Below are 11,771 nucleotides of genomic sequence, written 5' to 3' on the forward strand. Positions count from 1 at the left end.
GAGGCCCCTGGCAAGGCTCATCCGCGTTTGACCAGCACGCGGCGCCGCTTCGCCCCCTCATCCGGCGGCAGGCCGCGTTTGACGGTGATTGCGGGCGGCTGACAGCCCAGCCCCGCGGCAACCTTATGCAGGGCCTGCTGCATCGCGGGGCCGGCAATTTCGGGGATGGTTGTATCCAGCCAGACGGTCAGCTGCCCGGCCTCTTCGATCACCCTATAGTCGCGCACCGGCACCGGCAGCGTCGCCACCGCCTGGCGGATCGCATCTGCGGGCACAAGGCGCGGGCGGCCGTCAGCGCCTGGCCACCACAGCATATCGTCGGCCCGCCCCTCGATCCGCAAGAGCCGTTGGCTGGCACAGCCGCAGGGGCAGGGCGTGGGATCCGGGATCAGCACATCGTCCAGGCGATAGCGCAGGATCGGCAGGGTCTGGCGGGTGAAATCGGTGATGACCGGGCAAAAGGCCCCGTTGCCGCCTTCAATCTCATCGCGGTCGAAATGGATGTAACGCTCGTTCAGATGCAGAGATCCGTGGCGGCAGGTATAGGCCAGAACCCCCTCGGTGCATTGATAGACCTGCTCGGGGCGCTGGCCGAAAACAGTCTCTATTATGGCGGAATCCTCGGGTGACAGCACCTCTGCGACCGAGATGATCCGGCGCGGCGCGATGCGCAGCTGGCCCGCCTCCTGCGCCTTTGCGATCTGGCCCAGGATCTGCGCAGGCGCGATCAGAACCGTCGGCTTTTGCGCATCCAACGCGGCAAGATTGCCTTCAAACGGGTTCAACAGATCGTAAAAGTGAAACTGCATCAGCGGATTCGACAGGCTTTCATAAAGCGCATTGTTCGCCCGCAGGAAAAACGCAATCCGTTGCTGCGACAGCAGCGGCGAGGGCCAGAACCGCCCGCACATCACCGCCGCCCAAAGGGCACGCTCGCGCTTATTGGTCAGGAAAAGCCCGCGCTGGCCCGAGGTGCCGGTCGACAGCCCCACCGCCACATCCCCGATCATCGGCGCGAAATCACGGCTTTCCTCGGATCGCAGCGCGACCTCCATTGCGGTGTCCAGATGGATGCCGCGGGTGTTGATACCGGTGAAATGCTGCATCAGCAGCGCCTTGTTCATGACGGGCCAATCCGCCATCGGCGCGGTGGCAAAGGCTGCGTAAAACGGCGAACGCGGCATGATTTTCTGCCGCAGCTTGCGAAGGCCCGCCGCCTGCCAGGCGATGATCTCGTTGCGGGTGGCAAAGCCCCGGCCGTAACGGGCCGCCAGAAAGGCGCGAAGCGGCGAGGAACCGGGCTGGGCGATCATGGAAAGGCCTCGGGGCAGTGAGAGGGGTAAAAGCTGATATCGGGCCGCGCCCGCATCAGCGCTGACAGCGCGGTAAAGGTTTGCAGATAGGCCTGCGCATCGCCCAGCCGCCGCAGCGTGCTGTCAGGCGGTGGCGCGTTGTCGCGCAGCGCCGCAAGGCTCCAGGCGGCATCGGCGATCAGGAAGGCCGGGCCCCGGGTGGTTTTTGGGGTGGTTTCGGGCAGAAAAAGGCCAAACTGACCGTGGCCGTGACCCGGCAGCGCGACCGCCAGCAGGCTGGCCTGCGGGTCAAGCGCGTGAAAGATGCCTATTGCATCCAGCCCAGGCGGGGCAGGGACGCGGGGCAGATCCTCGATAAAATCGGGTGAAAGGCGCGAAAGCTGACGACGCAGGCCCTCGGGGCAACCTGCCCTGAGCGTGGCGATGCGCGATCCGGCCTGCATATGCGTCCAGGCGCTGCGCGATGTCAGAACGCGCCCGGGCGGCTGGGGCAGATCGAAAAGGCCTGCGATGTGATCGGCATGCAGATGCGACAGGATCACGGTGGCGGGCCGGGCGTTCAGTCGCGCCAGCTGCCTGGTCAGGTGCTGATCTTCGGGCAGGGTTACCGGGGTCAGCCAGCGATAGATGCGTTCCGGGAAGGGGGCGGTCGCATCGAAAAACGCCCGGCCATAGCCGCTGTCAAACAGGATGTCGCCCAGCGTCGGGTGGCGGATCAGCACCACCCCGGCGGGAAAGCGGATCGGGCCCCAGCCCGCGTCGCGGCGCGACAGGCGGGCAGGTGCGCTGCAATGGCCGACGCGAAAAGGGATGATTTCAGGTGGAGTAGTCACGAATTCCCTCATCCAGCGTCACCTGGGGATGGTAATGCAGCACCTCTCGGGCGGCTGCGATGTCAAGCGTCAGGCTGCGCCCCAGCGAGGCCACCGCCTGACGGGTCAGGATCGGCTCGACCGAGGGGCGAAAGACGCGATGGCCTGTCTCAAGTATGGTCGCAATCGCCATGGCGAGGCCATAGGGCAGATGTTTGCGGCGCGGGGTCAGGCCGAAAATCGCCGCTGCGCGACTGGCCAGATCGCTGAAACGCCAGGCCTCGCCCGAGGTGATGTTGAAGGCGCGGCCCCCGGCCTGATCGGCATATCGCGCCGCCAGCACCATGGCACGGGCTGCGTCAGAGACATGGGTGACGTCGATCAGCGCCTCGCCGCCCGCGATCAGCGGCAGTGTTCCGCGTTCCATCGCGGCCCGCAGGCGTGGCATCAGCGAGCGGTCGCCCCGCCCATAGATCGCGCGGGGGCGCAGCGCCACCACCCGCATCGCGCCGGGGCGGTCGGCGGCCAGGGCCAGCGCCTCGGCCTGGGCCTTGGTGCGGGCGTAATGGGTGGCAAAGCGGGCGGGCAGGGGCGCATCCTCGCGCAGGTTCAGCCGATCCGTGCCGTCGGCATAGATGCTGGGCGATGAGGCGAAGATGAAGCGCTTCACCCCGGCCTCGGCTGCGGCTTTTAGCAGGCGGCGGGTAGCGGTGACGTTCAGCGCCTCAAAATCCTCACGCCGCCCCCAGGCTGACGACAGCGCGGCACAGTGAAAAACAGTCTCTGTTCCTGCCAAAAATGGCGTAAACGGCCGGGGATCACGCAGATCCAGCGCCAGGAAATTCGCGCCGATTTCTGTCAGCGCTGCCCCTTCGCGACGGTTGCGCCCCTGGGCGGTGACCGTCTTTCCCGCCGCGCAAAGCTGCCGGGTGATTTCAGCGCCCAGGCATCCGGTGGCCCCTGTGATCAGGACCGACATCAGAATCGCACCACGAGACCGCCCAGCGACAACCCCGCCGAGGTGCCAACCAGCATCGTCAGATCGCCGCGCTTCAGGCGGCCAGAGGTGATCGCGTGATGCAGGGCCGAGGGGATTGAGGTGGCGATCTGATTGCCCACCCTGTCAAAGATGCGCACCACCTTTTCCACCGGCACGCCCAGCCGCGCCAGCCCGTGATCCAGCGCCGGGCCAGAGGCCTGATGTGGCACTATACAGGCCAAATCGTCGAATTTGACGCCAGCATCGCCCAGCAGCCCTTTCAGGAAACGCGGCAGATAACGGGCCGAGATGCGAAAGGCGGTCTGCCCATCCATGCGGAATGTATTGGTGCGGTTCAGCAGCGCCGCATCGCGCAGCCCGCCATATCGGGTGCCGCCGCCCGCCAGGACGCAGGCGTCATGGCCCTCGGAATAGGTCTCAAAACGGTGGGCCAGCACGCCCTCGCCGTGATCTGCCCCCAGCACCACCGCCGCCGCGCCATCGCCAAAGATCGCGGCCGTGTCGGGCTCGTCCCAGTTCAGCCCGACAGAGGAAATATCGGCCGAAAAGACCAGCACCCGCCGCGCCCGCCCCGCCGCGATCTGCATCGCCGCCAGATCCAGCGCCTGGACAAAGCTGAGGCAGGTCGCGTTCACGTCATAAGACGGGATCCCTGATTTCCCCAGCCCCAGCCGCGCCTGAACCAGCGTCGCGGTCGAGGGGATCGCCTGTTCCATCACCCCGCAGGCCCCGATGATCAGATCCAGTTCGGCAGGTTTGACGCCCGCCGCAGCCAGGGCGTCGCGTGCGGCCATGGCGGCCATCATCGAAGAGGTCTCGTCCTCGCTGGCGATATGGCGGCTGCGCAGCCCGTAACGTGCCTCTGTCTGTCCCTGTGGCCAGCCAAGACGGCGGTCGATTTCGGCAGAGGTCAGCACCTCGCGCGGCAGGTAGGCCCCGCTGCCCAGGATGCGCATCGCAGCTGTCTGATGTGACGCCGCAGCGTGACCAGACCGGGAATCGGGCTTTGAAAGGGGGGGCATGGGACATACCTTATTGAACGTTGTTCAGTAACTCTTGACCTAAGATCGCAAATCCGTCAAGACTTAATTGAACGGCGTTCAACGCCACGATAAGCCGCGCCCTTTACAGGACAGACCAGCCATGAGCCGCCCCCAGAGAGTTCCCCGCGCCGAGCTGCGCCAGGCAATCCTTGATGCCGCCCGTGATATTCTGGACCGTGAGGGCGTCTCTGGCCTGTCGGCCCGCGCGATCGCGCGTGAGGTGGGCTATACGGCGGCCTCAATTTACAACGTGTTCGGCTCGATGTCGGACATATTGATGGAGGTCAATCGTGAGACCTTTGTCGAGCTGGAAAAGCTGATCGCAGGCCTGCCCGCGAATGAGCCGCCCTCGGCGCGGCTGCATCTGCTGTGCCAGGCCTATATCAGCTTTATGCGGCGCAATCCGGCGCTGTGGAATGCACTTTTTGGCGGCACGCGTCATCGTGAGACCTTTCCCGAATGGTATGCCGAGGCGATCCGGCGGCTGTTTGGCCAGCTGACGCATCTGCTGATGGCCCATGCCCCGGGGCTGGAGCCTGAGCGCGCGCAGCGCCTGACAGAGCAGCTTTATGTGGCGATCCATGGCGCGGTGGCGCTGGAAAGCGACCGCAGGCTGGACATTCTGACCAGCCAGAGCGCGGGCGAGATTGCCGCCTCGGTGCTGGATGCGATGCTGATCCGGCTGAAGCCGAAAGCCTGAGCGCTGGCCGGTGTGACCGCGCCGCATTTTAATATCTCGAATACCTGACAGCCGGGCCGCGGAAACCCGGCCTTAAGCATGGCTCTGCTTATCTGTCCTTTGCGACGGGTAAGGGTTGGGGAACCCGATGACCCCGCCGCTTTTGGTGGAAAGGGGTTCGTCATGAGGGCTTTGAGGGCCCGCATTCGTGCGGTTGCTGCATTGCTGTGTATTGCCTGGAGCGTGGGGGCGGTGCCGCCGCATTTTGCCAGGCAGGCCGAGGCGCAGATGCGCCCGGGCGGCGCGGCGCGGCCTGCGCTGGTGGTGCGCTCTGATCCGGGTGGGGTTTTGGCGGTGCGTGACCGCGAGGTGCAGCGCCTGCGCGCCAGCGGCGGGCGGGTAGAGCTGCGCGGCACCTGCAATTCCGCCTGCACCATGTATCTGGGGCTGGATAACATCTGCATCGACCGCCGCGCCAGTTTCGGCTTTCACGGCCCCAGCTCGCATGGGAGGCCGCTGCCCGCCAGCGAGTTTGAGCGCTGGTCGCAGATCATGGCCCGCAATTACCGCGAGCCGCTGAAACGCTGGTTTCTGGATACCGCCCGCCACCGTATCGACCGCCAGATCCACCTTAGTGGGGCCGAGCTGATCCGGCTGGGCTATCCTGAATGCTGATGCGAGGGGGGGCTCAGCCGCCGAATTCGACCGCACGGCGATAGGCCCGCTGGCCGTAAAGCAGCGTCGCGGGGTTGTCAGACAGGGTGACGCGGGTCACATGGCCGACAAAGATGTGATGCGTTTCCCAGTAAAGCGCCGTTGCCAGGCGGCATTCAAACACCGCCGTTGCGCCCGCGATCACCGGCTGGCCCAGCGATCCGGGCTGCCAGTCGACCTTGCTGAACCGCTCGTCATGATCGGCCATGCCGCTGCGCCCGGCGAAGATATTGGCGACATCCAGCTGCCCTTCATGCAGCAGATTGGCGCAAAAGGCGCGGTTGCGCAGGATCGCGCTGGCGGTAGAGCTGCGGTGATGGATGCAGGCCAGCAGCGAAGGATGCTCGCCATCCGCCGAGACCGAGGTCAGCGAAGAGATCGTCACGCCAAAGCGCCCTGCCTCACCGTCGGTGGTGGCCACGGCGACGAAAGTGGCGGCGCGGCTCATGCCTTCGACAAAGCAGCTGCGCAGATCGGGGTCCATGGTCTCGCCTCCTGTCAGATGCAGTATGTATCCGCGCGGCCAGGGCCAGAGGCCCCTGTGCCAGGCTGCGGATCAATCCTGCTTTTTGCTGGTGTAGTCGCGCCAGCTGGGCCGGTCCAGCCGGAACACTTCGCGCGTGCGCACATAGTCTGCGCCATAAGAGCGGCCGATCAGGTCCAGGCCGGGTGTGTCGACATGGCCGCGCCCGGCATCCAGCACGAAGCGGGCGTCGATATGCAGGGCCAGAACCTCTCCGATGATCTGGTGCTGCGCGGGCCCGGTCTGCACCTCTTGCTGCAGACGGCATTCCAGCGCGACGGGGCTGGCGCTAAGGCGCGGCGGCGCGATTTTGACCGAGGGGCTTAGGGCAAGCCCGGCCAGATCGGCCTCGCTGACGCCCTCGGGCGCGTCGATCGCGGTCAGGTTCATCGCATCGGCCAGCGCGAAGGGCACCAGGTTCACCACAAATTCGCCGCTGTCACGGATGTTCTGTGCGGTATGTTTCAGCCCGCCATGACGGGCCCTGCTGACGCCCAGGGCGACGGTGGGCGGCGCATCGCCCATCACGTTGAAAAAGCTGAAGGGCGCGGTGTTCACCAGGCCCGTGACGGATTTCGTCACCACCCAGGCGATGGGGCGCGGCATGACGGTGGCGACCAGCAGCTTATAGGCGATGCCGTCGGCGGTTTGGGCAAAGTCGAAATGCAAGCCTCTTCCCCTTTAATCGCGCAGCTGCGCAAGCGCTGCAATCAGGTCGGTTTGGGTGACGATACCCACCAGCCGCCCCGCGGCAAGGATCGGCACCGCGTCATTGACGCCCCCGGCCAGGATCGGCATCAGGTGGTGGATCTCTGTCTCGGGCGTCAGATGCGGCACATGCGGGTCCATCACCTCATGGGCGCGGATCACTCTGGCCCCGCCTGCGCCCAGCATCCGCGACAGCGTGGCGACAAAGCGGGTGCCGTTGTGCTGCGCCTCTTCATCGCCGCGCCGGATCAGGTGGATCTGAAAGATCACGCCGCGATAGCTGCCAGCTGCGTCCACCACCGGCAGCGCCGTAAAGCCGTGCCGCCGGAACAGCGCGGCGACCTCGGACAGCGGGGTCTCGGGCTGCACGGTGACCAGGTCACGCGACATGATATCGGCGCAGGTGGTGGTGCGGCTCTGATGGCGGGCGGCCAGCAGCTCTGCTGCCGCGATCAGCCGCGCCAGATCCTCGACGCCGATATTGGCGCTTTGGTTGAAGTCTTGCAAAAGATGGGCCAGCTCTTCGCGCGATACTGCCAGCCGCTCCAGCGGGGGCGGATCGGTTGGGCCAGCGGCGGCGGGTGCCGGGGGCTGGCGGAATGGATAGCGCCGCCCGCTAAAATGCGCGACCAGCGCCGCGACGGGCACCAGCGCCAGCGTGCCAAGCGCGACCGGGACCAGCGGATAAAGCAGGCCCAGCTGGGCCGCCACCTCGGGGGCCAGCACCGTGGCCAGCGCCACGGCACCGCCCGGCGGGTGCAGCGCCCGGCACAAAAGCATCGCCAGCACCGCCAGCGGCGCGGCCAGCATCACCTGCAGCCAGGGGGGCGCCCCGGTCATAATCAGCGCGACCCCAACCAGCGCCGAGATGCTATTTCCGACCACCGCCGACCATGGCTGCGCCAGTGGGCTGTTTGGCAGCGCAAACAACAGCACCGCGCTGGCCCCGAAGGGCGCGACGATAAACAGCCCCCAGGCCGTATCGGCGGGATGCAGGCTGAACAGCAAAAGCAGCGCCAGCATGCCGATCAGCATGCCTGCGGTTGCCCGCAGGGCCTCGGGCCAGCCGACAAAGCCCATGGCGGGCCCGGCGTGGCGCAGGATGCGGCGGATTCGCGTCATGAAAGCCCCCTTATGCGCCGCCTTAGCGGGCCAGTGCCAGCAGCCCATCACAATCGAGATGGGCCTCCATATGATCGGCCAGCCGGTCAAGCACCCGCCCGACCTCTGCGCTGTAATTTACCCCCGCCGCCTGCACCCCGAAATCGCGCAGCCAGGCCGCGCGAAAGGCATCGCTGGTGAAAAGCCCGTGCAGATAGCTGCCCTCGACCCGGCCATCGGGGGACCGCGCCCCCTCGGGCTGATCGCCGATAAAGGCGAAGGGGCGGGCGCGGTCCGGCCCGTCTGAGCGACCTATGTGGATCTCATATCCCTCGACGCTCAGCCCGGTTGGCGCATGGCGGGCGGTGACGCGGGCCAGACGCTTGTCGCCGCCCATCACCGTTTCAATGTCCAAAAGCCCCAGGCCCGGGGTGGTGCCCGGCGGCCCCTCGATCCCGTCGGGATCAGCGACCGAGTGGCCCAGCATCTGATAGCCGCCGCAAAGCCCCAGGATGCGCCCGCCGCGCCTGTGGTGGGCGAGAATGTCGATATCCCAGCCCTGAGCCCGCAGGAAAGCCAGATCGCCCCGCGTCGATTTTGAGCCGGGGATCACCACCAGATCGGTATCACCCGGGATCGGCTGGCCGGGCAGGATCATCTGCACCGTCAGATCCGGCTCCAGCTTCAGCGGGTCGAGATCGTCGAAATTGGCGATGCGGCTTAGGGCCAGGCAGGCGACTTTCACCTGCCCCTTGCCGGAAGGGGCCAGATCCAGCGCATCCTCGGCGGGCAAAAGCCGCGCATCCGGGAACCAGGGCAGCACGCCGAAACCAGGCCAGCCGGTGCGGGTGGCGATCAGATGATAGCCATCGTCGAACAGGCTGGGATCACCGCGAAAGCGGTTGACCAGAAAGCCCGCGATCTGCGCGTTGTCGGTGGCATCCAGCACGGCCTGCGTGCCGACGATCTGCGCAATCACCCCGCCGCGATCAATATCGCCCGCCAGCACCACCGGCACATCTGCAGCCAGCGCAAAGCCCATATTGGCAATGTCGTTTTTGCGCAGATTGACCTCGGCCGGGCTGCCAGCCCCCTCGACGATCACCAGATCGGCGCGGGCCTTCAGGCGCTGAAAGCTTTCCTGCACGGCGGCGGCAATCTTCGGCTTCAGTGCCGCGTAGTCTTTGGCCCGGACCGAGGTCAGGCGCTTGCCCTGCACCACCACCTGCGCCCCGGTGTCGGTCTCGGGCTTCAGCAAAACCGGGTTCATGTCGCTATGGGGTTCCACCCCGCAGGCCAGCGCCTGCAGGGCCTGGGCGCGGCCGATTTCACCGCCATCCACTGTCACGGCGGCATTGTTCGACATGTTTTGCGGCTTGAACGGCAAGACGCTTAAGCCCCGCCGCCTGGCCACCCGGCACAGGCCCGCAACCAGCATCGACTTGCCGACATTCGAGCCGGTGCCCTGGATCATCAGCGCCCGGCCACCTGTCCGGGCGCTCAAAACTCCACCCCCGCCTGGGCTTTGATCCCGGCGCGGAACGGGTGTTTGACGACCGTCATTTCTGTCACCAGATCGGCCAGTTCGATCAGCTCGGGCTTTGCATTGCGCCCGGTCAGCACGACATGGGTCATGGGCGGCTTTTCATCACGCAGAAATTCCACCACCTCACCGAGGTCGAGATAGTCATAGCGCAGGGCGATATTGATCTCATCGAGCAGAACCATCCGGTTTCTTTCGTCCCGGATCAGCTCTTTCGCCTTTTTCCAGGCGCGGGCGGCAGCCGCCTTATCGCGCTCCAGGTCCTGGGTCTCCCAGGTGAAGCCCTCGCCCATGGTGTGGAACTGGCAAAGATCCGCGAAATGGCCAAGGATCAGATCGCGTTCCCCGGTCGACATCGCGCCCTTGATGAACTGCACCACGCCGCAGGGCATCTGATGCGCAATGCAGCGCAGGATCATCCCGAAGGCGGAAGAGCTTTTGCCCTTTCCCGGCCCGGTATGGATGATGATCAGCCCCTTTTCGCCGGTCTTTTCCGCCATCATCTTATCGCGGGCGGCCTTGATCTTCGCCTTTTTCTCGGCGTGGCGGGTGGCCTCACCGGGGTCATTTGGCGCATCACTCATTCCTGGCCTCGCTTGACATTGGACGGGTCTGGTGGCTTGGCTGTCGCCATCGCTGGTTCCTGCAATACAGCAGGCGAAGAGGGAATGCGACAGGCCGAAAGGCATTAGCGCAGCCGCCCCCGCGACCGTGACCGGAAAGGTCGCCCAACCGCCACTGGCATCTGCCGGGAAGGCAGGGCGAGCACTGGAAGAGGCCAGCCCCTTCCTGAATCCGCAAGCCGGGAGACCTGCCAGCGCCGATGCCGCCCCCAAAGGCGCATCTTTCGCAACCGGCGGCCGGGGACAGCCGCAGCCTGCGCGGCCCCCTTTGGCCCGCCTGCTGCGCCCTGCCGTCACAGCCTTGCCGGAGGGGCAAATGGCCGTTGGAACCGAGCTTGTGGTCTGCACCACATGCAGATTGCCGGGCGCTGATCCGCAGGCCCCCCGCGACGGGGCGCGTCTGTCAGATGCGCTGACGGCCCATGGGGTGGCGCATCGGCGTCAGGAATGTCTGTCGGCCTGCGCGAATGGCTGCGCCGTGGTCTTTCGTGGCACGGGTCGCTGGACCTATGTGCAGGGTCGCATTGATCCCGACCTGCATCTGAACGACCTCATATCCATGTATCACGCCTTTGCGGCGACCCCTGACGGGATCGTCCCCTGGCGCACGCGCCCCGAGGTTATCCGCAAGAACACAATCGCCCGTATTCCACCTTTCGATTTTCAAGACCAGGAGAGCTGAGATGTCGCTTGAGAAAACCCCCGTCACCGTGATCACCGGCTTTCTGGGCGCGGGCAAAACCACGCTGATCCGGCATCTTTTGCAAAACCCCGGCGGGCGGCGTCTGGCGGTGCTGGTCAATGAATTCGGCGATGTCGGCGTTGATGGCGATCTGATCCGCGACTGCGCCGATGCGAATTGCCCCGAAAGCTCGATCCTTGAGCTGACCAATGGCTGTATCTGCTGCACGGTCGCCGATGAGTTCATCCCCTCGATTGAGAAGCTGATGGCGATGGAGCCGCGCCCCGATCACATCGTGATCGAGACCTCGGGCCTTGCGCTGCCGAAACCGCTCCTGAAGGCCTTCGACTGGCCGGCGCTGCGCTCAAAAATCACCATCGATGGTGTGGTCGCGGTGGCCGATGCCGAGGCCGTGGCTGCGGGTCTTTTCGCCCCTGATCCTGCCCATCCCGGCGACGCGTCAGAGGTTGATCACGAAACGCCCCTGTCCGAGGTCTTCGAGGATCAGATTGCCTGCGCTGATATCGTCCTGCTGTCCAAGGCCGATCTGGCGGGCGAAGAGGGCCTGGCAAAAGCCAAAGCCGTGATCGAGGCCGAGGCCCCCCGCCCGCTGCCGATGCTGCCCCTGACCGAGGGCGTGATCGACGCCCGCGTGGTGCTGGGCATCGGCGCTGCGGCGGAAGACAGTCTGAACCAGCGCCCCTCGCATCATGACGGCCATGACGATCACGATCATGACGATTTCGACACCATCGTCGTCGATTTGCCCGAGATCACCGACCCCGAAGCCCTGGCGGCAAAGGTCGCGGCGCTGGCTTCGGCGCAAAACATCCTGCGTGTCAAAGGCCATGTTGCGGTTCAGGGCAAGCCGATGCGCCTCCTGATCCAGGCCGTTGGCCCGCGGGTGCGCCATCAGTTTGACCGCGCCTGGGGCAATAGCCCGCGCCGTTCGCAGCTGGTGGTGATTGCCGAGCACGGCAATATCGACGCGGCGGCCGTCCGGGCGGCTTTGGGCGCATAAGGGGGCAGG

Annotated in this window: 13 protein-coding genes and 1 riboswitch; of the genes, 4 read left to right on the plus strand and 9 right to left on the minus strand. The window is 65.7% G+C overall.

Translation table 11 applies throughout. The features are described from left to right. Positions 1 to 17 precede the first annotated feature (17 nt). From HOY34_RS15235 to HOY34_RS15250, 4 genes are read right to left on the minus strand one after another with little or no spacing between them, the layout of a single operon-like run. The gene (locus HOY34_RS15235) at positions 18 to 1,313 is read right to left on the minus strand and encodes a F390 synthetase-related protein (RefSeq protein WP_172364351.1); all 1,296 of its coding nucleotides are present in this window, start codon (positions 1,311 to 1,313) and stop codon (positions 18 to 20) included. After that, positions 1,310 to 2,158: an MBL fold metallo-hydrolase gene (locus HOY34_RS15240; RefSeq protein ID WP_172364352.1), complete on the minus strand. Its 849-nt coding sequence runs from the start codon at positions 2,156 to 2,158 to the stop codon at positions 1,310 to 1,312. The genes HOY34_RS15235 and HOY34_RS15240 overlap by 4 nt, the downstream gene beginning before the upstream one ends. Beyond that, positions 2,130 to 3,104: an NAD-dependent epimerase/dehydratase family protein gene (locus HOY34_RS15245; protein ID WP_172364353.1), complete on the minus strand. Its 975-nt coding sequence runs from the start codon at positions 3,102 to 3,104 to the stop codon at positions 2,130 to 2,132. The genes HOY34_RS15240 and HOY34_RS15245 overlap by 29 nt, the downstream gene beginning before the upstream one ends. Next, positions 3,104 to 4,081: a 3-oxoacyl-[acyl-carrier-protein] synthase III C-terminal domain-containing protein gene (locus tag HOY34_RS15250; protein WP_172364354.1), complete on the minus strand. Its 978-nt coding sequence runs from the start codon at positions 4,079 to 4,081 to the stop codon at positions 3,104 to 3,106. The genes HOY34_RS15245 and HOY34_RS15250 overlap by 1 nt, the downstream gene beginning before the upstream one ends. Before the next feature lie 187 nt (positions 4,082 to 4,268). Between HOY34_RS15250 and HOY34_RS15255 the strand changes: the two genes are divergently transcribed. Next, positions 4,269 to 4,868 carry a TetR/AcrR family transcriptional regulator gene (locus HOY34_RS15255; protein ID WP_172364355.1) on the plus strand — a complete coding sequence of 200 codons (600 nt, stop codon included), beginning with the start codon at positions 4,269 to 4,271 and terminating at the stop codon, positions 4,866 to 4,868. A gap of 162 nt (positions 4,869 to 5,030) precedes the next feature. Next, entirely contained in the window at positions 5,031 to 5,522 is a 492-nt protein-coding gene (locus HOY34_RS15260; RefSeq protein WP_172364356.1) for a hypothetical protein, read from the plus strand. 13 nt (positions 5,523 to 5,535) lie between these two features. Here the strand turns inward: HOY34_RS15260 and HOY34_RS15265 are convergent, their stop codons facing one another. From HOY34_RS15265 to cobO, 5 genes are all read right to left on the minus strand, one after another. Beyond that, positions 5,536 to 6,045, minus strand: a complete 510-nt coding sequence (locus tag HOY34_RS15265) for a flavin reductase family protein (protein WP_172364357.1) — start codon at positions 6,043 to 6,045, stop codon at positions 5,536 to 5,538. A 72-nt stretch (positions 6,046 to 6,117) separates the two neighbouring features. After that, on the minus strand, positions 6,118 to 6,753 hold the full coding sequence (locus HOY34_RS15270; RefSeq protein WP_216654780.1) for a flavin reductase family protein: 636 nt from the start codon (positions 6,751 to 6,753) through the stop codon (positions 6,118 to 6,120). A gap of 12 nt (positions 6,754 to 6,765) precedes the next feature. Next, a complete protein-coding gene (locus HOY34_RS15275; protein WP_172364359.1) occupies positions 6,766 to 7,914 on the minus strand; it encodes an HPP family protein in 1,149 nt (382 codons plus the stop codon). A gap of 22 nt (positions 7,915 to 7,936) precedes the next feature. Continuing rightward, on the minus strand, positions 7,937 to 9,367 hold the full coding sequence (locus HOY34_RS15280) for a cobyric acid synthase (protein WP_172364505.1): 1,431 nt from the start codon (positions 9,365 to 9,367) through the stop codon (positions 7,937 to 7,939). Positions 9,368 to 9,393: 26 nt separating this feature from the next. Further along, on the minus strand, positions 9,394 to 10,020 hold the full coding sequence (cobO, locus tag HOY34_RS15285) for a cob(I)yrinic acid a,c-diamide adenosyltransferase (protein ID WP_172364361.1): 627 nt from the start codon (positions 10,018 to 10,020) through the stop codon (positions 9,394 to 9,396). 36 nt (positions 10,021 to 10,056) lie between these two features. After that, positions 10,057 to 10,269: riboswitch (cobalamin riboswitch) on the plus strand. 106 nt (positions 10,270 to 10,375) lie between these two features. On the opposite strand from cobO, the gene HOY34_RS15290 reads away from it, so the two are divergent. Together HOY34_RS15290 and cobW are read left to right on the plus strand one after the other, a co-directional pair. Then, entirely contained in the window at positions 10,376 to 10,741 is a 366-nt protein-coding gene (locus tag HOY34_RS15290; RefSeq protein WP_172364363.1) for a DUF1636 domain-containing protein, read from the plus strand. 1 nt (position 10,742) lies between these two features. Then, positions 10,743 to 11,762, plus strand: a complete 1,020-nt coding sequence (gene cobW, locus HOY34_RS15295) for a cobalamin biosynthesis protein CobW (RefSeq protein WP_172364365.1) — start codon at positions 10,743 to 10,745, stop codon at positions 11,760 to 11,762. Positions 11,763 to 11,771: the final 9 nt, after the last annotated feature.

It is taken from the genome of Pseudogemmobacter hezensis (assembly GCF_013155295.1).
In the GTDB taxonomy this organism is placed as follows: Bacteria; Pseudomonadota; Alphaproteobacteria; order Rhodobacterales; family Rhodobacteraceae; genus Pseudogemmobacter; species Pseudogemmobacter hezensis.